Raw genomic sequence first — 26,051 nt, forward strand, 5'->3', positions numbered from 1 at the left:
ATCCTACAAATGAATCACTCTTGAAAAAATATCCAATCACACACGAAGACCCTGCGGGCAGCCCGCAGGGTCTTCAAAAAGGTGAGAAGCGGTTATTTAATTATGCAAGTTTCCAATTTCTAGGGTGCTGCACCTGAAAACCAACGGCGAAATCTTGACCTGGTTTTCCCTTTCAGATAGTACATGGGTAATCAACTACCTTTCGGAATACACGTTACATGTCGTTCCATCCGTTAATTGATGCCTTCCACTTCCCACCTGCTTATCATTACCCGGTAACGCATTCTGCTAAACACCTTAATTTACAGTTACATTACCATGGCGATGCTATACATCGTACTCCAGCTGCTTTTTGGCCTGAACAATGAAATCGAACGGGTTCTCGACCGCCGCCGGATCATACTGCACCGCCCCGATCTTGAGTCCCAGATTCACTTTGTACTTACCGGAGAACCCTGTGTCATTCAGCTGCTGCAGCTTGTACTTGATCCGCTCAATGACTATTTTGGCACCTTCACTGTCCGTGAACAGCAGCAGTCCCCAGGTCGCATCCTCCTTGTCGAGCAAATAGAGCGCGTCATTGGTCCGGATGCTGGACTGGCTGAGCTGGGATACATCATAAATCGCCTCCGACAGCTGTTCCTCAGGAATCAGGCGGCGGATTTCACTCCAGTATTTTACTTTGATGACCAGCAGGGTGAGCGGAATTTCATAGCGGGTTGATATTCCGGTGAACAGGCTGGCATCCTTTTGAAAAGAAATGCTGTTCCGCAGATCCGTATTCTCATCGACCGCAGCTAGACTGCTGGTCTTCTTCTCCAGCCGCTCATTCTCGGCCTGCAGCTCCCGCACGCCTGAAGTAAAAATCCAGATGACCACTGTAAGCAGCGGCGTCATAATCAGCCAGAAATAAGTGTCCACCCCTACAGTCCCGCCCTGAGTTACAGTCTGATAGACAACAAAGAAGCCGTAAAGGAAAATAAAGGCGAGGTTCAGCGTAAGCCCGGCGGTAACTGTGGTGAAATACGTGACCAGCGCCAGCAGAAAAGCGATATTCAGAATGATGATATTCTGAAGATACTGGTCCGGGGAGCCGGCGATGAACACGATGCAGATGAACATCAACAGCAGAAAGCCGAGAAACCCGAGATCCGAAATCAGGCTGCTGCGGTTACGTCTCACGCTGATCACCACGTTTCTTTTTATGTTTGCGGAGCAGGAGAAGCAGGGACAGGGCCGCCAGCAACACTGCGAGCATCACTGCGGCTACGAAGCCCAGCACATCGCCCCGGTCCAAAATTTGCGAGACTACGGAATCCTCAGCCGCTCCGGTAACGGTCTTGAAGCGGTAAGCGCTGATGTCCCCGTCCTTGTCGGTTACCACACTGTCCCCGTACACTTTCCATTTGTTCTCCTCTGTAGCAATCAGCTTGGAAGCAAGATATATATCTTCTGCGTTCACTGCAGTTACAGCCAGAAAGCCCCGGCCGCTTTCATAAGGAGATTCCAGCAGCTGCAGAATACCGATCCCGCTGCCGTACTGCTCTTCAATGCTCATTTTTTCGTTGGAGAGAAAAGTCTTTCCGTCCTTGCTGTACCGGAAATACAGCTTGTCATTATTATCGCGGATCACCCTGTTGTTCTCATAAGAGCCAACCGCAATAATGTTATTGTTCTTCAGATGCTCCGGACTGATATCATCACGGTAATAATGAATGTCGCCGGTATTGCCGCCCGCATATTGCCCAAGCAGATTAAACACATGGCCAAGTGTCTGGTAGGTGTAATCATCCATTTCCTGCGGCAGCACAACAGCTACATGATTATAGATTTCATCGCGCAGGAACGGATAAGGATAATTGTTAAAGAGCAGCTCGGTACGGTCCTTCGTGTTGAGATGAAGCTGTGATCCGCTGCCGATAAAAGCCCATGGCATCAGCTCTGTATTCGGTGTACAGACGGCATTCACCATTTCGAGATCAAAGGCTACCGCTACCGAGAAGCTGCCTGAAATATTCAGGCTCTGCGGCACGGCCAGATTAAGTGAATCTCCATTCGCCAGTTCCCGGGACAGCTTTTTGCTGCCGATTGGCGTATCATTGATGCTCACTGTCACCAGCGAGCGGTCGAAATCAAGATTTTGCGCATAGCTGAAGTCCAGACTGATTTTTCCCGAATCGGCAATGGAACGGTTGGACGGTAAAGAGACATAATAAGTCTGCACCTGATGCCCCGCACCGCTCAGCTTGTCGCCGTTCTCTGTAAAAGCAATCTCCGAATTCAGCGCAGCCGCCGGCCCACTGACCTCGGTTGCAAGGTCAACCACCTTTACATCACTTGCCAGCTGGCTCATCAGCTGCCTGTTCGATAACAGCCTTCCCGCTTTGACCAGCAGGCTCTCATCCCTGGAGGTGACCACCAGCGTTGGACGGCTGTCCTTATTTACGAGCTGGATCAACGCATGGGTGCCCAGATCCTCGGAGGTGCTTAGCAGCTGCTTCAGGCTGTCCGGCACGTTATCGTACATAGCTACAAGCACAACAGCGCTTTTGCCTTTGACAGTGTCCTCACGGTAAGGCAGCAAAGGAATCGTCTTGCCGGACACCGTATTGTTCTTGGCGAACCCGGAAAGGGCATAAGTAGCCGACTCCAGCTCCGGTCCGCTCGCATTCCGGGGTACAGTCATCAGGCTTTGATTATTCCTTACATTATCCATTCCGGAGAAACGGCCGCTGAAATCGCTGATTCCACCGGTAAGGGCCGTGGGCGTGTACGTTACCGCAACACTCGATGTATTGTACAGATGCAGCCAGTCTCCTATTTTATCGCCTATGTTGCACAGCCCGTTATCCCCCATGCTTGTCTTCACATTCCCCTGGATTCCCAGCGTGTTACTGCCTTCCTTGAGGAACCCCTTGGGGGCAGCAACAGATACGGTTTGTTCCCCGTTATTTTTAAGGGAGGGCCGGAAAGAATAGAACGGACTGCCGTTAAGCGACAGGGTGATACTCGACTGCTGCTCCTCTGTAATTTGCGAGATTTGAAAGCGCAGATGGACGGTTACCTGCTCCACGTTCCAGTAATCCATAATTGTAAAAGACTGCTGCCGCGCCTCCCCGCCGGAGAGCGGAGTGTCACTGCCGGCAAAGGCCGTCTCGTACGTCAGCTTGCCCGTTCCGGGAAGAACGGCAGCCAGGGCCTCAGGCATGTGCGTCAGGAACAGGGAGAGGCAGAGCGCCCATATGGTCAGCTGTTTTTTTATCATAATATGTTCTCCTGACTAACTGATTTCTCTTTCCCGGGTGCTTCTAGAAGCGCTCGGTTTTATACCATTTGGCTTCCCGCTTAAACAGGACATCCTTGAGATAAGTAAACAGCCCGTTTGCGGCCACCACCATCCACAGCTGGCAGTAAGACACATACATGAGCAGAATAATACATAGATTTGACAGGCTCATCTCGCCCTTCTCTGTCGTCAGCGTGACGAAGATCCCGACCACGAACAGGACAATGGCAAGCAGCCACAGGAAGCTGCTGAGCCCGGCGATTGTGGTATGCACATAACCCATCGCATGCAGCACCAGCAGCGTGTCCGAGGTGATGAGCGAGATCAGCAGCAGAAAGTAGATGGACAGATAATACAGGATATCAAAGCGGATTTTGCCCGCCGAGCGCTTGAACAGCATCGGTATATTTTTCACAATGACATAGATATTGCCCTTGGCCCAGCGTGTCCGCTGTCTGAACCACACCTTCACCGTCTGCGGCTCCTGCTCCCAGGTCACCGACTTGGGCTGGAATTTGATCCGGTAGCCCAACAGGTAAATCTGGAAGCTGATCTCCGTATCTTCAGCCAGCGCTTTGACATCCCAGCCGCCGACGCTCTCCACAATCGACCTGCGCATCACATAGTTGGTTCCGGGGATGGTACACAGTTTGAACAGCTTCCACCGGCCGGCCTGGGCCATCCACTGAAAGGATAAGGTCTCGATATTAATAAACCTTGTCAGCAGACTTGCATCACGGTTGCGTGTGCGGAATTTGCCGATCACTGCGCCGAGTGTGGAATCATTCACGAGCTCGGCTACCAGATATTTCAGCGCCATCCGTTCCGGTGTATTATCGGCATCATAGATGGCGATGAGCTCACCCCCGCTGCGGGCAAAGCCTATATTCAGGGCATTCGATTTGCCTTTCCCTCCGGTCACCTGATCCGTGTTAATAATGATCAGATTGCGGCCGGCGTATTTGCTCTGTATATTTGCCAGTAAATCAGCACTGTTATCCGATGAATTATCATTGATGACAATAATCTCGTACCGTTCATGCGGATAATCGAGCGCCAGCAGGGACTCAACGGTTTTGCCGATCACTACAGCCTCATTGTGTGCGGGAACCATAATGGTCACAAAGGGATACTCTCCCTTAATTTCGGGAACGGCCTCATTCTCAGTCCTGATGTAGTACAAATATCCGGCAATAATCAGGGTTACATTCACCAGCAGCAGCGACCAGATACAGAACACTGCAATTACCATCAGCACATCCGAGATTGTCATAATGTTCTCCTGATTATCAAATTTCTTTATTTAAAATACTTCCTCCGGTACAGCCTGCGTCCGATCAGCAGCAGCCCGCCGAAGAACAGCAGCGCGATGATAATGACCACGATAAAAAACCGGTTCTGCACACTGAACAGCCTTGTAAAGCTCCTGACCTGCTCCTCCTGGTACTGGTAATCACTGCTTACTGCCTTAGGGACATAGTCTGTGTTCACAGCTTCACCGTTGATCATGATTACACCGTCTCTGGCAGTCACCGTATTGTCATCCGTAAGGACTGTATGAGCTTCCTGCCGGTAATCGTCAAAAGTAATCCAGCTTGCCTTCAGGCTCTGCAGCATGGCCGCAAGCCCGTCCTCATCCTCCGGCAGATTAAGCGTAACCGCCACATTCAGCGGCAGCTCCGGCGCAGCTATCCCGGTGCCCGACAGCTCCTGGAGTGATTCCGGGGTCATGCTGTACAGGGAGGAGCGGAACGCTTCTGAAGTCGGGAGCTGCTCCATATAATGAATTTCTTCATCTGGAAACAGCGCTGCCGAATCAAAGAATCCCATGCCGGCTGCCGAATACTCCCTGTCATAGGCCCAGTATCCTTCTGCACCTATGCCAAGCGGCGCAACACCTCCGGCTGCCAATACATTGATAAAGCCCGCCATTTTACCCTTAAGGGTCCGGTCACTGCTGTTGATCGGCGGCCTGACGGCCGGTGCGTTCACCATGATGCTGCCCCCGCGGGACTGCACAATTTTCAGTGCCTCCATATAACGCTCCATGGCCGGGAAATCCGTATTGCTGAAGACAGGGCGGATACTGGCAATGAACGGGATGCCGCTCTCATAGAGACGCTCTGCCGCCTGCTCCAGCAGGTTCAGGTCAGAGAACGGATAAATCTCTTTAAGCACCAGATACATATGCGGCTCTGCAGCAGCCTGCAGCCAGTCCCGCAGCACATAAGCCAGCGCCGTCACACTGCCGTTATCCTGTTCCAGATAAGGAACATAGGTATATTGTCCGCTGCTTACCGCGTAGGGCAGCTCAAGGCTGCCTTCCTGCAAGGAGAGCGTGCCGTAAGCGCGCCCCGCCTTGTGTGCTGTAATGTATGGCATTTCCTCCACTTTCAGCGGCAGCCCGGTCAGATCCCCTATGGATAGAACGGCAATGCCGGACGGCCAGACAGCAGTACTAAGCTGTAACCCGCTTTTCATCAGGCCGGGAAGATTGTAGCCGATATGCAGGGCTTGCCCGTGATAATCCTTCAGATCTTCAAGATAGGCTCTATTGTTTAATGGCAGATCCGCACTGTTGCTGACTGTAATTATCCTTGAATAGGCAGCCATCGTACCTTTTTCATAATCCTTCAGCCTTTGCAGTGTGACCGTGACGCTGAAAGCAGCCAGCAGCCGCTGGAGCTCAGTTACATTGCCTTCACGGGACGTTCCTTTCGCCAGGCTGTCATAGAGCAGCAGCACCTGCCCCCCCGCCGGAGCAGCTTGTGCAGGTGCAGGGAGCAGCAATACCGCCGCAAGCACCAGGCAAATCATCATCTTTGCAAGCTTCAAGCACTCACACCCTCTTTGGCTGCCGTATGCGGTTCTGCAGGAACTAACGGAATTACCGGGATGTCCGGAGCTGCCGGAAGTGGTTCGGCAAGCTTTCTGCGGAATATTCCGCGGCCGATCACATCCGAGACAGTCAGAAAAGACACCAGATCAAACGATAACGTGAACAAAAACTCATGCTTCGCAATGTCGGCATCGCCTGCTCCGATAATGGATACGAAGATTCCTGATAAACCGACCAGCATCGTGGCCAGGATCAGAACCGAACGCTGCATTCCCCTGGCATCGCGTTTTTTGACTGCAGCTGCAAATGACGGCATGTATGCTCCTGTCACTACCGCCATCCACAACAGAATGAAGGAAAATGTACGGGGAGCCAGCTTTTCCTTTAGCTGGCTGTATCCGGTGAAAAAGTGGCTCTGCGCCCGGAACTCCTTGCCTGCCGACTTCTCATAGTTGCCCATAGCATCCGGTTTGATGGTGTAGGCGCTTTTGGCTGCCACATCCAGAATGGAGCCCAGCTGGCCGGGATGTGCCGCATAATATTTCAGAATCGAGACAAAACCGTAGCGGCTGTAAAAGCTGTCCTCGAGAATCTCTGATTTCACATCAATGGTGCCGTATTGGTCATAGTACGTATTCCCCTTCAGAATGGCGTACTGCCCGTTGATGCCGAACTTCCCCAGAACCGTCTCCGGATTATCTGACTGCATAAGGACACCGCGGGTCATGGCATGATACTGGTTGATATTTACAAATTCCCTGGAAATGTTCAGGTATGTAGCTGCTCCGGTGAACAGCATCAAGGCGGCAGAGGCGGCGGCAAGCCAGCGGAACAGCCGTTCCTTGCGAATCCACACCAGTGAGACCGCCATAAGGGCAACAACGATCCCCACCGGGGCATTTTGCTGCTTGGAAGACGTCAGAATGACGGTGCTGGCCAGAAAGATCAGCAGGAGCACATAATCGTTGTATCTTTTGCGGTACATCAAGAGCCACGAGGCGAAGACGAAGATCATCATGATCATCACGACGCTCTCGCCGAAAAAAGAATTGAAGTACGCAGTGTACCCGGTATCCCCGAAAATAAAGACGGCCACAGCCGCAACAATCATCCCGCGCTTGCGGGTCATCCGGCAGGTGACGGCTTCAATCAGCAAATAGACCGCAGCCACATACAAAATCACATAGACCGCAGCCTGAAAACGGATATCAAAGACTTCCTTACTAAAGAACAGCTTGTTAAATACTATAGCCAGCTTAATAAACAGGGACTGGGAGGAGAGCAGCATGGAGCTGTTCTCGTTGTAATACTGGTAGATGCCGTATTGTCTGACAAAATAGCCGAAATACCGGCTGTCATAATCGGGCAGATTGAAATAGAGGCCGTTGCTGTAGATAATCCGGAAAAAGTCACCGTTATCCGCCATGCCGACATAGGGAGCCGTAAACAGGGCGATGACTGCAATCATCAGCACCCCGAAGGCCGCTGCAAAGGCAGGAGATATCCGGAGACCGGCTATGATCATGTTCTGCCGCAATGTTGTTTTTACCGTGCTGCCGGTCATGCGGTCTTCACCTTCATTCACTTCATTGTTGGTTCAGTAAGAGTAGGCCAATAAAGCCATCAGATTGTCAAAAGAGTAGGCCTCACCGGTATCCGGATTGCCGAACCCGCCGTAGAGAGGGCTATCCGGGTCCGTAATTCTGAATTCATTCATTCTCGCAAGGCCCGCCTGGTAGAGGTCATCATCCCCGGCTTCAGCGCCGATCATTGCCGCAAGCGCATAGATGGCAGTAGAGCGGATATCATTCGCCGGTTGTCCATCCCGGGTATACTGCCCGTACAGGGTCCCCGCTTCCACCTGTTCCTTGATATAGGTGATACTGCGCGGATTCTGCCGCTTCATTTCCGTCAGGTTGAGAATACTAAGCAGCGACTCCACCGTATTTATATTTTCCGAGCTGTATTTACCTGTTCTGTAATCAAACCGGGTTTCATAAAACGGAAATTCATTGGAAAGATAGCCCTCCTGAAGAATTCCGGTCATATTATGCAATAAAATACCTCTTAAACCGTCAGGAATCGACAATTTTTGCAGAACGCTCAGATTAATATAACATAAAGTAATAAACTCGTTAGTATTTTTGTAATAATTGTCATAAAAATCTTTTAAATAACCATCTTTTACATTATTACTATAAAATCTTAGCGCGTACTTATCAGCCTCTTCCGTATAACTCCGGTCTGCGAAGGCTTTGCCGGCATCATACAGGGCACCGATCAGCCTGAGATCATCTACAGCCGCATTCACCGGGTACTGCTTCTCAAGCTTCGGACTGTAACGGTAGCTGAAGCCCCCGTCCATATCGAAAACCGCTCTGGCTATGCTCCAATGTCTGTCAAAAAGCTCTTGATTGCCGCCAAGCACGGCGCTTCTCATGATCAGCGAGGCTGATTCGCTCAGCACCTCATGTCCTGTAGCTGCTTCATCCGACTGGTCTGTATCCAGCAGATTTGTATATATGCCATCAGGCCCGCTGAGCTGTGTCTCTATAAAATCCAGCAGCTGCGCTGCCTCTTGCGGATGCTGCATGGCAAAAGGGTCCTGTACAGGTGAAGGCACTTCCGAGGGAACCGCTTTTGAAGTAGGTATGGGCCGGGATTCATGAGTACTGCAGGAGGCCAGCAGGGCCACGGACACTAAGAGAGCAGCAAATATAATGAGCCTGTTCCCCAAACCACCACTTCCCTTAACAGTTAATTTTGCGTCCATAACAATATAACGGTAATATAAGTCACAAGTTGAATGGCAAAAGCGATAAAAATGTGTCCATAAAGCTTAATATTTGTTAATCTTGTCACCCTGACTGTTTGGTAAACCTCTGCTGCGCTTACTTAGACAAAAAAACGCCGCCTTCCCGACGGGATGGCAGCGCAGTTTCCGTTATCTAACCTCTGATCTTACGGTAAGTGTCCTCGTCCGCTACGATATACAGCCTGGCATCCTGCGGGATCTTCTGGTCCAGCTTGCGGTTAATGCCAAGGTCTCCGCGGTCGGCGAGCAGTGTCGCTCCGCGGGACAACAGATCCTGAAAGGCATCCCCGTACGTTGTCCAGGCGGATTTGAGCGGGATTTCATAAATATCATCGCCATGCTGGCGGCTCAGCAGCTGGGTAATCACTTCAGCGTTTCCTTCCTCCAGCGCAGATCTTACAGCCAGCCGGGAGATGGCATCATGCGAAAGCACAAATTCATTCACATGAACATGGCGGAAGTTCTGGATGTTCTTCTCCTGCATAATCTCTACAGTTGTATGTACCTGTGGGGCGATCCGCTCAATGCTTGAGGCAATCAGCAGCGTTTTGCCGTCAGTCAGCGAGGCTTCGTCAATCCGGGTATCCCCGAATATAATAGCTGCCCTGGCCTCATGAATACAGGCCTTCTGCAGTATCTCATCACTTGAGGCATCGCCGCTGATGAAGTGGACCTGATCCATCTGCTCCAGGGGATGCTGACCGGATTCATCGATGATGACGATCCGGCAATCCGGTGTGTAGCATAAAATCTCATGGACCGCGGCCTGCGTCTTACGGTTCCAGTTAATGAGAACGATATGATCCTTCCCGTAAAAGCTCAAGGTTCCCGCTCCTCTCCTTCTCTGCATCTCCCCGAACGCCTCAACGATCTTGCCGATAACCAGGCTGAGCAGGCCGATGCCAAATATGTACAGAAAAATGGTGAACACCTTGCCCGCTGCCGTTACCGCAAAGTAATCGCCGTAACCGACTGTCGCCATCGTGGTCAGCACCCAGTAAAAGGCATTGAACCAGTTCCCGAAAGTACCCGGTTCAATGGCAAACGCTATGGTGGAGCTGAGCACCACAAACAACAGGATCATCAGCCCGATGGACTTCTTCTTCAAACGCATCAGCTTACCGGAAATCCGGAGTAAAAAATGCACCCTCTTTGCCCCGCTTCCACAATGGAATATGGCTGCCGCCCGCTGAATCTGCGGGGGCAGCCTCGGCCTGCCTGGTCTGCTAAATAATGAGACTGCTTACGGCAAAAGCGGTACCGATGAACACCAGGCACAGCATCGTGCCGACAGCCGTATTTCCCTGCTGCAGCTGCTCGGAAATCCGGAATCCGGGAGTAAATAGTTCAAAAACCCAGTAAGAGACGATCAGACAGACGTAGCCTACTGCAAACCACAGCATCATATGCCAGATCGAGGTATTCGTATAGGCTGCGACACCGAGAATAATCGCAGTGGCCAGGAACTTTCCGCCAAGCGCCAGGGCGACTGCCACGTTGCCTTTCTTCAGTTCATCCATATCCTTGAACGGTGTCATCAAGGCAAACACAACCATACCGATGACCTGGAGCAGGATAATTGTCAAAACACTAATTACGAGATTCATAACAATCGTCAATTCGCCCACCCCCGAAATTTCGCATATGCCGAATCATAATCGGCAAAATCATGTACTTCCTCCAGGACTACGGAGGCTGTTTTTTGTTTCTCCAGCGCGGTATAGCGCTTGTCATCTATCGGCTGCTTGATCCGGTTGCCGGAGGGCAGCTCAAGCACAGCGAAATTTCTGGTCTTATCCTGATATTTGGTCTTGTATACTCCGACAAGGTCAACATCAGTGGTGATCGATACCTTCAGATTCTTCAGGTCCTCAGCCGCAGCCTGCTGGTCCCCGTAGGATTTAAGCGTGCTCCATGAGGATAAACGGACTTCATTCTTCTGGTCCGCACCGGTGATCAGCTCAGCATCCATGAACTGCAGCGTCCAGATTTTGTCGCCTGTCGCATAGTTGCCGTCATTCGGCAGCAGCTCATTGTCCGGCAGAACCGTCATGTCGCTCCCGATCAGGTCGCCTACCGTGCTCTCCACCACGCGGTAATCCCACGGAACACGTGATACGTTGCTTGTCGTTTCCGAATCACCGGTACGAAGCACGCTGTTTGCATTACCGCACGCGCCCAGCAGCAGAACTGCTGCAAGCAGCATGACGAGCATGCTGCCGGCACGGGCCGTTCTGCTGCCGCCGGCCTGCCGCTTTCTACTCTTGTTCATCTCGTAAGCCCCCTCACTCCTAGCGCGATAAAATGACTGGTATTGCCTGTAATAGGTCCGCCGGCACGGCCAAGCAGCCCGCACGGCTTTCCGTTGATTACGAACATTCCGGTCAGCAGGTGAAGCTCTCCTTCAGCTGTCCTGATCCGGGCCATCTCAGCTCTTTTTTGATAAACCGTAGGAAATAACTCACTGCTGTCAAAGCCGTCTTCATCCTTAAGCTCCAGCGTCCCGCTGTCGTCGAACAGGCGCACAGATCCGCCTTCACGGCCGAATACCGTTTTGGACACGAAGTTTCCCGAGAATACAGGCTTATTATAGGTCGGCAGCACATAACGGGAGATCAGCTCCCGTTCCTCTGCATCAAACAGCAGCCCCAGCTCATACATTCCCCAGACCGCAGCGATCAGTCCCTTGGACTGAAGCAGAATGCTGTGCGGCCCGTTGAACAGCTGCAGCTGTCCGGTCTCAATAGCATAAGCAAGCGCCTCTCCGCCTTCGTCAACGGCCATCCATTCCTTCGGATAGAGCGCGAACATCCGCTGAATGACCCGGTCTTCGCCAACCCGGACGCTGCCTTCATCAATCCACAGATCAAGACAGTCAACGCACTGTACATCCAGTCCGCTATGCTGTACAAGCGCCTCAATTGTCCCCGAATCCTCCTCATGGGAGCCGTAAGCCACACAGGCAGCCGTATCCGGCTGCTCCACGGCCCAGGCCGCCGCAAGCAGCCCCTTCATAGCGGTGTTGGGGCTGGTAATGCCGGCCTGTTCACAGATCCAGGGCGTGGCTATTGAGGCTTCCACGTAACCGGTGGGCGTATCGGCATTCAGCTCCAGCAGCTTGATAGTCCCGTCATCCGCCACCGCAAAATCAAACCTGGCATACCTGCTGATCAGTCCCGGCTCAGGCAGCGGACAATCATCCAGCATCTCCCACAGCACAGGCGGAATACCCAGCAGATCATACAAGTCACGTCTGCGGTGGATGTAGCGGACTGCTTTGTCCAGCACCGCCCACAGTCCGGCGGAGGCCTTCTCCAGCTCCTGATAGGTCTCCCGGGACATCACCGCGACCGCATCCAGCCAGTACTCCTCATCTTCCAGGTCGGCCCAGGTAAACCCGAGCTCACGCAGCTGTTCTACCCGCGGAGCCCGTTCAAGGTGCGACTGGTCCCTGAATTCAAATACACTCTCTGCCCGGTTCATCCTCCGAAACCGCTCCTGCTGGAGCTTTTGCCGGCGCTGGACTTGCTGGATCCCAATCCGCTGGAGGTGCCTCCGATTCCGCCGCTCTTCGAGGAAGTCCCTCTTCTTGTAATGGAGCCGGTGGAGGAGGTTGAGGTTTTGGGCTTGGCAACCGAACCGGCCACCGGTCTGTTCTGAAAGCTGCCGCTGTTATAAGTAGGCGGCCGGTAGGTTGTCCGTGTGCCTCCATAATAGGTGGGCCGGTCATTGTACCAGCCTCTGGAGGAATAGTACGAACCGCTGTTGAACAGCATGTGGTACAGGAGCAGATCATCCCAGCCGAAGCCCGAGCTATATCCGCCGTAGTTGTTGATCACGGTTGTTCCGCCGGAGGTGCTGACACCCGTCCCCTCCTGGACGGTCTCCTCCGTGCCTTCTTCCGGATAAGGAATATTCCAGTCTACATTCTTATCAAAATAAGCTTTGACCTCTTCCGTAGACCACGATACCAGCTCCGGTTCTCCGCCCGCGCTGCCGCTGGCGCCTGCTCCCCCGGGAACAAACAAGGCATTGGCCAGCAGGGCAATGCCCAGCGAGGTCGACAAAACACGCAGCGGCTTGCCCTCTGCATTAAATAATCTGGTACCGGCCGTTTCTTTTGCGTTATCATCATTTGCCAACATGGGCCCCTCCTTTCCTGATCTTTAGCCTTCTGTACGCATCGGGACAAGCAGAAGCTCCAGCTTCCCTTCATCCACATTCAAACGCCCCTCAACCGCTTCATATTCCCGGCTGCCCACCACCACGTAATTGACATGCTCCAGGGCAGCAATCATATTCATGCTCCAGGTGCGCTCCTCGATGACCCGCAAATCTCCCTCAGGCATTTTCTCAAACAGGATGACATTCATTCCATTATCCACTATATCCTTCCTTCCTGAAAACTATTATGCTTCTGATACGCTGATTTTACCAATTCGTTTCATCACAGATGACCTGCACACCGGGGCAGGAAGAGAAATCCGGGGGCTGCTAAAAAATATTTTTTACCCAGCTGTCCATGACATGGTCGGGATGAATGCCCAGCTCATTTTGCAGCAGCGCTTTATAATTTTCATAATGGTTCTTGAATCCGATAAAATCCCCCAGATCAGCATAACACCGGAGAGTAAGCCGGCAAATATCCTCTGAATAGGCATCCGCCTCCCGCAGAGCCAGCAGACGTGTAAGCGCCTGGCGGGGACGTTCCGTGCCGAGCTCATATTCGGCTGAGCGGAGCGCCATCTGCAGATATTTGGCCTGCAGTTCCTTGCGCCTGCTCTCCGCCCAGCTGTAGTGGTGCTCCCCGAGATAATCACCGCGGTATAATGCAAGCACAGCTTCCCTGCGGCCCCAATCCTGATCATTTTCAACCGGAGTCCCGGACCATCCCTGCTCAAATTGCTCCACATCCAGCGTTACATTCTCCCTGACCAGCCGGTACCTTTCCTGCGAGAATTCCACAAGCACACCCATTTCCCGCGTCTTCAGCAGCTTGCGGATATGGTATACCGTAGTATGGAGATTGGCCAGGGCCTTCTCCGGATTGAACTCCGGCCACACCAGATCAACGATCGTATCTTTCAGGATCCACTGTCCGCGGGAATGAAGCAGCAGGGCGAATACCTCCTGTGCTTTGCTTGTTCTCCACTGTATTTTTTGTCCGGGCTCTCCGCCTTCAAGAAATTCGAGCTGCTTGAAGCAGAGAATGCCCGGCTGACGATCGGCCTCAACCACAGCAGCTGCCTGCTTGGCCTGCTCCTCACGGCTTACCAGCCGCTCCAGCGTTTTGCACAGACGCTGGGAGGTAACCGGCTTCAGCAGGTAATCCACCGCGTTCAGTTCAAAGGCATCAATGGCATATTCGGTATATGCCGTAATGTAAACCACACGGATGCTCCGGTCAAGATTTGCGATATGCTCAGCTGCCTCCAGCCCGTTCATCTCGGGCATACCGATATCCAGGAAGACAATATCGGCCTTCTCCTGCTGTAAATGCTGGAGTCCGAGTCTTGCCGAGGTATACTTGCCTGTAATCTCCAGCCGGGAGTCTTTGGTCAGCAGGCGCTCAAGGTGCTGCAGGGCGGGTTTTTCATCATCTATCAGTATCGCTTTCATGAAGCGGCTTCACCTCTTGTTCATAGTTCTGAAGATGTAGTGATCCGGGGTATTGCATAAGAGATCGTCGTCCCCATGCCCGGCGTACTTACAATGGCCAGGCCGGTGCCGTAGATTTTGAGCAGGCGTCTCTGTATATTTCTCAGGCCGATTCCGCCTTCAGGCCTGTCGTAGGCCAGCACTTCAGCAATCCGTTCCGGTGACATCCCGACCCCGTCATCCGATACTGCAACCACAAGCATTCCGGGATGCAGGCTGATGGACAGTCTGACGGTTCCTCCGGCTTCTTTTCGCATAAGTCCGTGGTTAACTGCATTCTCCACCAGCGGCTGGATGCTAAGCGGGGGAATAAGCTCTCTGATACCCTCCTGCACATGAAACTCAATATTCAGCCTGTCATCGAATCTCGCCTTTTCCAGTGCCAGATAGGATCTGACTAGCTCCAGCTCTTTATCAATCAGTATGGTCTGCCCCCGGTTCTGGAAATCAAAGCTGCTGCGCAAATACTGGCTAAGCTCCAGCAGCAGATCAGTAGCGGTGTCCGGATCATCCGGAGTGATCGAAATGATGGCATTGAGCGCATTATATAGGAAGTGCGGTTTGATCTGTGCCTGCAAAAAGGCAACTTCCGCCTCCACCGATTTACGGATCGATTTACGCATCTCCAGCAATGTGTGCACACGGGCCTTGAATTCGCGAAGCTCTACCGGCTTGGTCAGATAATCATTCGCTCCTGCTTCAAAGGCTGCCTGAATATCCTCCGGCCGGTTGCTGGATGTCAGCACGAGTATCGGCAGCTCCGACAGAATGAACCGCTCGCGGATCGCCTTGCAGAGTACCAGTCCCGGCATTCCAGGCATTACCCAATCCGTAATAATGAGATCGAGCTCCGGATAATTCAGCATTTGCTGAATCGCATCCGGGCCGTTGCTTGCCGTGATAACCGTGTGATTCTCCAGCTGCAGTGCATTGGCAAGCACCTGAAGATTGACAGGATCGTTACCGACAACCAGAATCAGGCAGCATTCGCCATCCTGGGCCGATACACCGCCCGCTCCTGATCTCTCCATAGCCGCAGCCGGTTCCCAGCCGGTAACCTCCATATAATAGGGACCGGAAAAGGCTGCCTTCTTCTGAAGGACGGGCAGTGTGAAGCGGAATTCAGTGCCTTTTCCCGGTTCAGACTGCGCTTCGATCGTCCCCCCGTTAAGCTCCACCAGCTTCTGGGTAATGCTGAGGCCAAGCCCGTTCTCCCTGTACAGCTTCTGCGCACCCGCCCCCTCCGGATCATAGGCGTCGAAGATCGTCCGCAGACGTTCCGGAGAAATACCTGCACCCGTGTCCGTTACAATGATAACAACATACTCATCTTTAACCTCTGCGGAGAGGGTTATCACACCTTGATGGGTATTATTCACAGCATTTGACAATAAATTAAATAAAATCTGGGCCAGCCGCTGTTCATCCGTCTCCACCAGCGGAAGGTGATCAGGAAAATTCAGCTCGAAGTCCAGCTTGGCCTTGCCTGAAATATGACGGGTAACCGCCATGACTGAGGAAGCCACCATCCGCAGATCCACAGCCTCCCGCCGCAAAAAGAGATCGCCGTGGTTCAGCTTGGCGAAGTCGGACATATCGTTAATCAGTGCAGACAGCCGTTTGCCTGTAGAGACAATCATGGATAACTGTCCGGTCTGCTGGGCTGTAACATGGCCTGCGGCGCCCTCAGCCATTGTCTGTGCAATGTTCACAATGCTCTGCAGCGGCTGCCGCAGCTCATGCGAGGTATCTGCCATAAAGTCATCCTTCAATCCGTCCAGCGTAAGCAGCCTGCGCGACAGCTGCTCCACTTCGAGAAACGAAGAGCTGTACTGGCGGGTCAACACCAGAGCCTGAAAGAGGCCGAACAGGATAATCTCATAGGAAACGATAACACTGCTGAATGAGAGGACAGTAAAACTCAGCAGATAATAGATAATCACTACACTGAGGCTTTCAATGCTTACCATCATCAGAAACATATTTTTGGGGTTCGACCTGGTGCCTTTGATCATGGAGTACAGCACGAAGCTTATACTTATAAGCCCCCAGGACAAGAGCAGTCCCTCCAGATAGCTGAAATAGTAGGCAGGCACAAATGTCGCGGTCAGGAGCAGAAACGCAGTGATAACCTTGGAAGCTTTGATCACTGATTCGGGCATAGGATAGTTGACCGAGTTCGCTACATACCGCAGTAAATAATAGTACACCAGTGTGGAGGAAGCCAGCTGCAGTTTAAGAACAATTTCATAAGGCAGTACCGGCAGCAACGAGGCAATAAGCTTTTCCCCGTGAGTCAGTATGTACACCAGAGCCGCTACACAAAAAAGACCCAAATACAGCGTTATACCGCGGCTCTCCCTTACCCTGGAGAACATCAGCAGAAATATGGACAGGATAAAAAATCCCAGCACTGTCGCCCCGTCTATAAAAAGCGCAAACTCACGGTGCTTGATTATGGAGGCCTGGTCACCGATTACAATCGGCTGGATAATTCCGCCTGTGTAATAGCTGTAATTTGCCACCTGGACAATAATCTCCAGCGTGTCTCCGGATGCAGACGCAAATCCCATAAAGGGAATGTTGTTCTGTCTGCTTGCGGACGGAGAAGAGGCCGGAGTGCCGCTGCTTCCGATTTCCTGTCCGTTCACGAAGATCTTGCTGGACGTCCGGATATTGCTCGTCCTCAGACCATAAATCATCTCTTCACCGGCAGGTACCCTGGCCTGCAGACGGTACGTACCGTACCCCTTGCCCTTCCCGGTGTCCGAGACATAAGCATTCCATTCTCCAGGCACCTGGGCTAAGACCGGTACGGGAGGCGGCAGCTGATCACGGCTTCCGGGGTCAAAATTGCTTGGCGTAAGCAGCGCATCCCCGTAAAATTCCCACTCCCCGTCCAGATGGACAACACCGTCATGCCGGAAGTCCCATTCCCGGAGATCCAGAACGCCCTGCTTTGCAACGGGCTGCTTGTGATTATCTGTCAGCAGCTGCTGTATGGAGAGCACCGGCAGTATCAGTACAAGCAGCAGACTGCCGAGTATGCTGAGCCAATACTTCTTCATCTCCCGCCTCCTTTGCATTAGACATTTATCGCCGCTCATTTACGGCACTCGGATGATGATATCCGGCAGAAAGCCCTCCATCCGCTTACTTTATTTAATTAACGCAAAAAAACACAAAAAAAGCCGATTCCTTATATTTTTTCGGAATCGGCTGCCATTCTTGTTAGAGGATTATATTGGAATAGAGATTTACTGGGCTTTCTGCACTGCGGCAGGCACTGCTGCCGGCGCTGTGTCAGGCAATGCGGCCGGCACAGTGTCATCCTTGGTTTTGGCCAAGAAGATATTCAGGATAATCGCTGTCAATGACCCGGATACTATCCCGTTTTGCAGCAGCATTCTGGCGAATTCAGGAAGCTGGTTAAACATCGCCGGCAGTACCGCCGAACCCAGGCCGACAGCGATACTGCAGGCGGCAATCAGCAGATTCCCGTCCTTGCGCAGATCAACCTCGGAGAGAATCGATATGCCCGAGGCGGCAACAGAGCCGAACATCACGATCATTGCACCGCCAAGCACGGCATTCGGCACCACAGTTGTCAGGGCAGCCAGCTTGGGCAGGAGACCCAGTACAACCATAATACCGCCTGCTGCAAAAATGACATTCCGTGTCTTCACACGTGTCAGCGACAGCAGCCCGACATTCTGGGAGAATGCCGTATAAGGGAAAGCATTGAACAAGCCGCCAAGCATAATAGCAAGGCCTTCGGAACGCAGGCCGTTAACAATTTGTCTCTTCTCCACCTTCTGGTCGGTAGCTTTACCGACAGCGAAGTATACACCGGTTGACTCTACCATCGAAACGATATTAACAATGATCATTGTAAAGATTGCAGTAATGCTGAACTCCGGCCAGCCGAAATAGAAAGGCTGGGCAATACTGACCCATGAGGCTGTTCCCACGGTGGAGAAATGGACGATGCCCATAGCATAGCCGATGGCAGTCCCGACAGCCAGTCCCACAAGCACCGATATCGAGCGCAGGAATCCTCTCGCCAGGCGGTTTACAGCCAGAATTACCAGCAGTGTAATCAGGGCAAGCAGCAGATTGCGGGGATGGCCGAAGTCTGCACTTCCCTCGCCGCCGGCTACATTATTCATCGCTACCGGGATCAGGGAAAGCCCGATAATGGTTACCACCGAACCGGTAACAACGGTCGGGAAGAATTTAAGCAGCTTGCCGTACAGCGGGGCCGCAAGAACAACGAACAGTCCCGATACAATAATTGCGCCGTACGCCGTGGCCAGGCCGCCGCCGGAGGCAATGGCGATGATCGGGCTGACTGCGGTAAAGGTACAGCCCAGCACAACCGGAAGCCCGCTTCCGAAGTACTTGCTGCCCATAACCTGCAGCAGTGTCGCCAGTCCGCAGGTGAACAAATCGGCAGCAATGAGATAAGCCATCTGCGTGCCGTTCAGATTCAATGCGCCACCAACGATAAGCGGCACAATTACCGCCCCCGCATACATCGCCAGCACATGCTGGAGCCCCAGGGCAAAAATCTTTTGTTTGCTTAACATCCCGCACTCTCCTTGATCATTTCTTTATATTGGACATCATTATCTATAAAATGCACTTCCCCCGGAGACATCGAGGATATGCGTGCCAGAGAGTGGACAGGAATACCTCTCTGCTCCAGCAGGCCCCGCCCTTTCTGAAAGCTCTTCTCGATAACGCAGCCCACCCCGAGCAGCTCCGCACCGGATTCCTTAACAATATCAGCCAGTCCTATGAGCGCTACGCCCGTAGCCAGAAAGTCATCTATAATCAGCACTTTGTCTTCAGGTCCGAGATACTTCTGAGAGATGCTGATCCGGTAATCCTCCCGGCGGGTAAAGGAGTGCACCGGTGCAGAGTAGACAGCCTCCGACAGGGTGACAGCCTTCTTTTTCTTGGCATAGATGAACGGTACCTTCAGGGCGATCCCCGCCGCCATGGCGAACTGGATTCCGCTTGCTTCAACCGTCAATATTTTGGTCACCGGCAGGTCCCGGAAAATTGATGCAAATTCCTGCCCGATTTGCAGGGCCAGCTCCGTATCCACCTGATGGTTCAGAAACGAGTCTACCTTAAGCACTGTATCCGACAGAATCAAACCTTCTTCTCTGATGCGTTCCTCTAATACTTTCATAATTGCAGGTAATCTCTCCTTTACTTTCTTGGATCTTTCTGTACGGTAAAACTAAAAAAGGACAGATTCACCTGAGCGTTTCTCTCAAGTGAATCTGTCCTTCTGGGTTTTTGTCCCTAAGCGGTGTAACACATCATCAGTGTCCGCATCGCTTGGACCAGCCCTTCTGCCGCAAAGCTGCAGAAACGGAACCCTAGATGCGCTATTTCACTCATAGTCGGATAGTTACAGTGGTTATCCGGTAGAAACTTATGGGCCATATCCCCAAGATTATATGAGTTGTTTATAGTTGGTTGATTAAATACCTGTATATCTTACACGCTCTGTCTGATCCTTACAAGTATATTTTTAAGGAAAATTTCCATGGCAGGTGACACTTTTTCATGAAATACATCTATTTTCATTCATAATTATGGGCAGGAATGTAATTATTGCTCTCCTCGGCCCGTTTTGCTCACGGTTTCCACTGCTCCGCATTAATGGTAGGGGAACCCAATCACGGAGGGAATGATGCAGATGGCTAAACAAAAGGACCGGATTGTCGTCATGATCCAGCGCGGCAAGCGGAAGATTGTTACACGTACACCGCTTGCAGGCATCGGGCGGCTCGTATTCGTGATCAATAATCAATACACGAATGCGGCCAATACCACGCAAATCGCCAGCGGTGCAGGACGCAGCAGTGCAGGCGGCAGCAATGCCGCCATCGCCTCGCCTTATACAAGGCAGCAGCAGAGTGTCGGAGCAGGCGGAGATGCCGCCAACTTCGGCAGCAAGGGCCGGAGCGGCCGTAAACAGCAGCCTCCCCTGCTGTCCCCTTCGTTCAAGGAGATTGTTATAGTCGTGAACAATCAGACGGTCAGGCTGGCCAGAGGCAGCACGGGCTCTTCAGCAACACAGATTGGCAGCGGAGGCGGCACCTACAGCACAGGCGGGACCAACGCGGCTATTGAGAGCACCGGCACCAGGCAGCAGCATGCGGTTGGCGGAGGAGCCGGAGGGCATGCCGTAAACAGGGCCTCAGCCAAACGGAGCCGGAGTAGACAGCGTTAATGCCGACCGTACGGGCCAGGGCCGGGCCACAGAGTCATACAGGTCCTTTTCGCCTGGTGCCCTGGCCGGCACAAAAATGTTAAAATCACCGCAACGCCTGTCCTTACGCCAGAAAAATTCGCATAAACTGCGGATTTACTGGCGTTTTTCCTTACTTTCCCCTATCGCCTGCCCTCTATTAAAAGTATACTTAGTATGCTTCTTTAAATTAACTGAACAAAGGCGGACGACCATGAATATAAAACAACAGGTTTGGTTAGCAGCATTTGTCTCTTCTCTAATGCTCAGCGGTATGGCCGCTGTATCTATTATTTATCTGCAAGGGCTCCCGCGGGTTGTGTCCCCCGTGCTGGCTGCTGCCGGCATTATGGCTGTTATTCTGCTGGCGGGGAACATTCAGCGGACCGTGGGCCGGGGGCTGGGCAGAATCGGGGTCATCACCAGAAACATTGCCCAGGGTACGGTTGATTTAACAGAAACCTCCTCTGAAGCCAATGACGAGTTCGGACAGCTGGCCTCCACCTTTCAAGGCCTCGCTGTTGACCTGCACCACAAAACCATAGAGGAGCGGAGTCTGCGTCTACGGGCGGAAGAGCAGGCCTGGATTAATACCGAGGTCTCGGAGATGGCCCTGATGCTGCAGGGCTCTGTCCATTTGCAGACTGCCTCACGCATTTTTATCAGCAGACTGGCTTCTTCCGTGGGCGGAAACTATGGTGCAATCTATATGCTGCAGGGGAATAGTCTGCATTTCACTGCCGGTTATGCCTTTGATGAAGCTGCAAGCACCCGAAATGCGTTTGAACTCGGTGCAGGTCTCGTCGGGCAGTGTGCGGTGGATAAGAAGATGCTTATACTGCATAATCTGCCGGACAATTACATTACCATCCATTCAGGTCTGGGTGAAACCCCGCCTTCCACTTTGATTCTGCTTCCCGTCCTTTATGAAAATGACGTTGTTGCCGTTGTCGAACTGGCCACCATGGGTGAACTCGGGGACAAAGAGCGGCAGCTGATTGAACGGACCGGCCAGAACATGGGTGTCCTGATCAATACTTTGGCTGATGTTGCCAGAATTGAAGAGCTGCTGGGAGAAACGCAGCTTCAGAAGGAAGAGCTTGAAGCCCAGACTGAGGAGCTCCAGGAACAGACCGAAGAGCTGGCCGCACAGACTGAAGAACTGATGGCGCAGACTGAGGAGCTCGGTATGCAGAAGGAACAGCTGCTGGCCCAAACGGAAGAACTGCGGCTCCAGAAGGAGCAGATTGAAGAGCAAATGAATCTGACCGCTGCACAAAAATCCGAAATCGAAGCACAGGCTGCCGAACTGAAGCAGCAGGCAGAGGAACTGCTCACCTCCAATCAGGATCTGAAGCTGCAGATGGAGCTGACCGCACGTCAAAAGTTGGAAATTCAGGAACAGGCAGACGAGCTGCTGGCTCAGACCGAGGAGCTGCAGGACCAGAAGGAAGAGCTGCTGGCCCAGACCGAGGAGCTGCAGGCCCAAACGGAGGAGCTGGCCTCACAAACGGAAGAGCTGGCGGCACAGACAGAAGAGCTCCAGGCTCAACGCGACGAGCTGGCCGCCTCTAACAATCAGCTGCAGCACCAGATGGAGCTGACTGCGCGCCAGAAGACGGAAATTCAGGAGCAGGCTGATAAGCTGCTCGTTCAGGCAAGCACGCTGCAGGATCAAAAAGAGGAACTGCTCGCCCAGACACAGGAGCTTCAAGCACAGACGGAAGAGCTGGCATCACAAACAGAGGAGCTCGCCTCACAGCGTGATGAATTAAGCGCCTCTAACGATCAGCTGCAGCTGCAAATGGAGCTGACTGATAAGCAGAAGGAAGAAATCAAAGCCCAGGCCGAGGAAATCTTCATGGCTGCCCAATACAAGTCGGAATTCCTTGCCAACGTGTCGCATGAGCTGCGGACACCGCTGAACAGCCTGCTGATTCTCTCGCAGATTCTGGCCGAGAACAAGGAGCAGAACCTGAACGTCAAGCAGCTTGAATATGTGCACACGATCTTCTCTGCAGGCAAGGATCTGCTGCAGCTGATCGATGAAATTCTCGATCTGGCCAAGCTGGAGGTCGGCAAAATGACCCCGGTCATGGAGCCCGTCTCCCTCCAGGATACCAGCAGCCATCTGTACCGCCATTTCGAACAGCAGGCCAAGAAGAAGAATCTGCGCCTTGATGTCCACTGTGACAGCCGGATACCCGGCCATGTGATGACTGACGGGCACCGCCTCCAGCAGATTATGAACAATCTGCTGTCTAATGCACTTAAGTTCACTCCGGAGCAGGGCTCTGTATCCCTGTTCATCCGGACCAACGGTGATGAAATTATCTTCTCCGTCAGCGATACCGGTATTGGTATCCCTGCCTCCAAGCTGGAGAGCATCTTCGAAGCCTTCCAGCAGGCAGATGGTACAACCAGCCGTAAATACGGCGGCACCGGCCTCGGCCTGACCATCTGCCGCGAGCTGGCCTCCCTTCTGGGCGGCCGAATTGAAGTCGATTCTGTGGAGGGCAAAGGCAGCACCTTCTCGCTGATTATTCCGGCGGTTGAACCGGGCAGTGAAGCCATGAAGCTGGCTGCTGCAGAGCTTGCAGCCGCACCGGCTGCGGAGTTCAGCAGCCCTGAGCCTGCAGCCCGGGAGAATCCGTCCTTCCGCGAATCCTTTATTCCCGATATTTCCATCTCTAATCCCAAGCTGCTGCAGTTTGCGGAAATGGATGATGACCGGAACAATCTGGACAGCAGCGATACGCTGCTCCTGATCATTGAAGAGGATGCTGAATTCGCTGCGATTCTGCTGGAGCTGGCCCGCAGCAGAGGATTTAAGGCCATCGTTGCCTTCCAGGGCGACCAGGGGCTTGCACTGGCCCATGCTTACAAGCCTGCTGCGATTCTGCTGGACCTGCATCTTCCCGTTCTGGACGGCTGGGCGATTATCAGCCGCCTGAAGAGCCGTCCGGAGCTGCGTCATATTCCGGTGCATGTCATCTCCACTGCAGAAGAGAACCAGCAAAGCCTGGCTATGGGCGCCCTCTCGTTCTGGAAGAAGCCAAGTGACGAAGCCGAGCTGGAAGCCGCCTTCCTCCAGATTGAAACTTATATCCGGCGGCCGGTCAAAAGCCTCCTGATTGTCGAAGACAACCAGGTTCTGCGCAGCAGCCTTGTGGAATTCATTGCGCATCCGGATGTGCGCATTGTCGCCGTCGGAACCGGACGGGAAGCCATGGAACAGCTGTCCAGCCATCATTTTGACTGCATGGTGCTTGATCTGGGATTGTCCGATATAAGCGGCTTCGATCTGCTTGAACAGATTAAGACCAACCGTAAACTGCAGACATTGCCTGTTATTATTTATACCGGTAAAGATCTCAACAAGAGTGACGAACAGCGTCTGAAGCATTACGCCGAGAGCATTGTCATCAAGAACGTCCGTTCCATGGAACGGCTCTATGATGAAACAGCACTCTATCTGCACCGCAAGCATGCCGACCTTCCGCCGGACAAGCAGCTGCTGATCGAGAAGCTGCATAATCCGGAAGCCGCTTTTGCCGGCAAAAGCATCCTGCTTGTGGATGATGATATGCGCAATATCTTTGCGTTATCCAGCGTGCTGGAAGGCTATAATATGGATATCAGTTTTGCCCAGAACGGAAGGGAGGCGCTCGAGCATCTGGAGCAGCATCCGGAGACCGAGCTGGTGTTCATGGATATCATGATGCCGGAAATGGACGGATACGAAACGATGAAGCATATCCGGGCCAATCCCGAGTACGATCATCTTGTGATCATAGCCCTGACTGCCCGCGCCCTGGAGGAAGACCGGGTCAAATGCCTGCAGGCAGGGGCTTCTGATTATATTTCCAAACCGATCAATACCACACAACTGGTAACCGTGCTGAAGGTGTGGTTGATTCAATAACCATCCGGATGTAGACTTATCATCAGATCATTTAGCTAACCGCGGGAGGAATCATGGAATATCCTGTTAATATTCTACTTGTTGATGACCGGCCGGATGAATTCCTGAATATCCAGGCTGTGCTTACAGACACAAATTATCAGCTGGTTTACGCCTCTTCCGGTATGGATGCCTTGAAATGCCTGCTGGAGCAGGAGTTTGCCCTGATCATCATGGATGTATTAATGCCGGACATGGACGGGTTTGAAACGGCCAGACGGATTAAGATGCGCAAGAAATCGCGCAACATCCCGATTATATTCCTGACCTCTCTGACTTCCGAGCTGGAGAACTATATGATGGCCTACACAGCGGGTGCGATTGATTTTCTGACCAAGCCCTTCCATCCCCTTGTCTTAAGAAGCAAGATTGACGGCTTTGTGCGGCTCTTTCAGACGAACAAGGCGCTGCAGCTCAAAACGCAGGAGCTGGAGGCGGCCAATGTTGTGCTGACCGAGCTGAAGGAGACGGCCGAGGTCGCCCTGCAAATCAAAAGCGGCTTTCTCGCTATGATGAGCCATGAGATCCGCACTCCGCTGAACGGAATTATTGCGATGTCGGATGTACTTAGAAGCTCTGACCTTTCGGCAGACGATCTGGAAATGGCAGAGATCATTCATACCAGCGGCCATGCCCTGGTGTCCGTCATCAATCATATTCTGGATTTCACGAAGATTGAGTCAGGTAAAATGGAGCTTGATTACACACTGTTTAGCCTGCATGACTGTCTGAAGGGAACAGTAGACCTGTTCAAGGCACTGGCCAAGGAACGGGATCTTCATCTGGAGACCTATATTGACCCCGCCCTTCCCGCCCTGATGATCGGAGACCCCAACCGGCTCAGACAGGTGTTGAACAATCTGATCGGCAATGCCATCAAATTCACGTCCTCAGGCGGAGTCAAGATCCGTGCCGGACTCAGGCAGGCGATTGACGGGGTTCTGCAGGTGGAATTCATTGTTGAGGATACGGGAATCGGCATTCCGGCGGATAAAATGAAATACCTCTTCCAGCCGTTCACCCAGATCGACGCTACAATTAACCGCAAGTTCGGCGGTACAGGTCTGGGCCTGTCGATCTGCAAAATGCTGGTTGAACTAATGGGCGGCACTATCTATGCCAAGTCCGAAGTCGATCAGGGATCGGCATTTATCTTTACCATTCAGGTTACTGAGGGACAGCCCCGGTAAAATAAACAAAGCACAAAAACCGCAAATC

At 52.5% G+C, this 26,051-nt stretch carries 19 protein-coding genes and 1 riboswitch; of the genes, 3 read left to right on the top strand and 16 right to left on the bottom strand.

The window, feature by feature from the left end; all coding sequences use genetic code 11:
* Positions 1-327: 327 nt before the first annotated feature.
* The 16 genes from C2I18_RS11110 to C2I18_RS11185 all read right to left on the bottom strand — a co-directional run bounded on the left by C2I18_RS11110 (position 328) and on the right by C2I18_RS11185 (position 19,798).
* The gene (locus C2I18_RS11110; RefSeq protein WP_249901238.1) at positions 328-1,182 is read right to left on the bottom strand and encodes a diguanylate cyclase domain-containing protein; all 855 of its coding nucleotides are present in this window, start codon (positions 1,180-1,182) and stop codon (positions 328-330) included.
* Positions 1,172-3,265: a cellulose biosynthesis cyclic di-GMP-binding regulatory protein BcsB gene (locus C2I18_RS11115; protein WP_249901239.1), complete on the bottom strand. Its 2,094-nt coding sequence runs from the start codon at positions 3,263-3,265 to the stop codon at positions 1,172-1,174. The genes C2I18_RS11110 and C2I18_RS11115 overlap by 11 nt, the downstream gene beginning before the upstream one ends.
* A 43-nt stretch (positions 3,266-3,308) precedes the next feature.
* Positions 3,309-4,559: a glycosyltransferase family 2 protein gene (locus C2I18_RS11120; protein WP_249901240.1), complete on the bottom strand. Its 1,251-nt coding sequence runs from the start codon at positions 4,557-4,559 to the stop codon at positions 3,309-3,311.
* A 26-nt stretch (positions 4,560-4,585) separates the two neighbouring features.
* Positions 4,586-6,121, bottom strand: coding sequence for a hypothetical protein (locus C2I18_RS11125; protein WP_249901241.1), 1,536 nt, complete (start codon positions 6,119-6,121; stop codon positions 4,586-4,588).
* Positions 6,118-7,710, bottom strand: a complete 1,593-nt coding sequence (gene wsfD / locus C2I18_RS11130; protein ID WP_249901242.1) for a glycan biosynthesis hexose transferase WsfD — start codon at positions 7,708-7,710, stop codon at positions 6,118-6,120. Before wsfD ends, C2I18_RS11125 begins: the two co-directional genes overlap by 4 nt.
* A gap of 12 nt (positions 7,711-7,722) precedes the next feature.
* Positions 7,723-8,862, bottom strand: a complete 1,140-nt coding sequence (locus C2I18_RS11135) for a glycosyl hydrolase family 8 (RefSeq protein WP_249901243.1) — start codon at positions 8,860-8,862, stop codon at positions 7,723-7,725.
* A gap of 211 nt (positions 8,863-9,073) precedes the next feature.
* The gene (locus tag C2I18_RS11140; RefSeq protein ID WP_249901244.1) at positions 9,074-10,087 is read right to left on the bottom strand and encodes a potassium channel family protein; all 1,014 of its coding nucleotides are present in this window, start codon (positions 10,085-10,087) and stop codon (positions 9,074-9,076) included.
* 79 nt (positions 10,088-10,166) lie between these two features.
* Entirely contained in the window at positions 10,167-10,559 is a 393-nt protein-coding gene (locus C2I18_RS11145) for a DUF350 domain-containing protein (RefSeq protein WP_249901245.1), read from the bottom strand.
* Complete coding sequence (locus C2I18_RS11150; RefSeq protein ID WP_249901246.1) at positions 10,556-11,212, bottom strand: hypothetical protein; 657 nt, start codon at positions 11,210-11,212, stop codon at positions 10,556-10,558. The genes C2I18_RS11145 and C2I18_RS11150 overlap by 4 nt, the downstream gene beginning before the upstream one ends.
* A complete protein-coding gene (locus C2I18_RS11155) occupies positions 11,209-12,423 on the bottom strand; it encodes a glutathionylspermidine synthase family protein (RefSeq protein ID WP_249901247.1) in 1,215 nt (404 codons plus the stop codon). The genes C2I18_RS11150 and C2I18_RS11155 overlap by 4 nt, the downstream gene beginning before the upstream one ends.
* On the bottom strand, positions 12,420-13,082 hold the full coding sequence (locus C2I18_RS11160) for a hypothetical protein (RefSeq protein ID WP_481857933.1): 663 nt from the start codon (positions 13,080-13,082) through the stop codon (positions 12,420-12,422). Before C2I18_RS11160 ends, C2I18_RS11155 begins: the two co-directional genes overlap by 4 nt.
* Before the next feature lie 24 nt (positions 13,083-13,106).
* Complete coding sequence (locus tag C2I18_RS11165; RefSeq protein ID WP_481857934.1) at positions 13,107-13,313, bottom strand: hypothetical protein; 207 nt, start codon at positions 13,311-13,313, stop codon at positions 13,107-13,109.
* 121 nt (positions 13,314-13,434) lie between these two features.
* A complete protein-coding gene (locus tag C2I18_RS11170; protein WP_249901250.1) occupies positions 13,435-14,559 on the bottom strand; it encodes a response regulator in 1,125 nt (374 codons plus the stop codon).
* A gap of 20 nt (positions 14,560-14,579) precedes the next feature.
* Complete coding sequence (locus C2I18_RS11175) at positions 14,580-17,666, bottom strand: ATP-binding protein (RefSeq protein ID WP_249901251.1); 3,087 nt, start codon at positions 17,664-17,666, stop codon at positions 14,580-14,582.
* 189 nt (positions 17,667-17,855) lie between these two features.
* On the bottom strand, positions 17,856-19,187 hold the full coding sequence (locus C2I18_RS11180; protein ID WP_249901252.1) for a nucleobase:cation symporter-2 family protein: 1,332 nt from the start codon (positions 19,185-19,187) through the stop codon (positions 17,856-17,858).
* On the bottom strand, positions 19,181-19,798 hold the full coding sequence (locus C2I18_RS11185) for a xanthine phosphoribosyltransferase (protein WP_249901253.1): 618 nt from the start codon (positions 19,796-19,798) through the stop codon (positions 19,181-19,183). Before C2I18_RS11185 ends, C2I18_RS11180 begins: the two co-directional genes overlap by 7 nt.
* A 194-nt stretch (positions 19,799-19,992) precedes the next feature.
* A riboswitch (purine riboswitch) is annotated at positions 19,993-20,096 on the bottom strand.
* Positions 20,097-20,344: 248 nt separating this feature from the next.
* On the opposite strand from C2I18_RS11185, the gene C2I18_RS11190 reads away from it, so the two are divergent.
* The 3 genes from C2I18_RS11190 to C2I18_RS11200 all read left to right on the top strand — a co-directional run bounded on the left by C2I18_RS11190 (position 20,345) and on the right by C2I18_RS11200 (position 26,023).
* Positions 20,345-20,851 carry a hypothetical protein gene (locus C2I18_RS11190; protein WP_342760355.1) on the top strand — a complete coding sequence of 169 codons (507 nt, stop codon included), beginning with the start codon at positions 20,345-20,347 and terminating at the stop codon, positions 20,849-20,851.
* A 232-nt stretch (positions 20,852-21,083) separates the two neighbouring features.
* A complete protein-coding gene (locus C2I18_RS11195) occupies positions 21,084-24,794 on the top strand; it encodes a response regulator (RefSeq protein WP_249901255.1) in 3,711 nt (1,236 codons plus the stop codon).
* Positions 24,795-24,847: 53 nt separating this feature from the next.
* Positions 24,848-26,023, top strand: a complete 1,176-nt coding sequence (locus C2I18_RS11200) for an ATP-binding response regulator (RefSeq protein WP_249901256.1) — start codon at positions 24,848-24,850, stop codon at positions 26,021-26,023.
* Positions 26,024-26,051 lie beyond the last annotated feature (28 nt).

It is taken from the genome of Paenibacillus sp. PK3_47 (assembly GCF_023520895.1).
Classification (GTDB): domain Bacteria; phylum Bacillota; class Bacilli; order Paenibacillales; family Paenibacillaceae; genus Paenibacillus_AQ.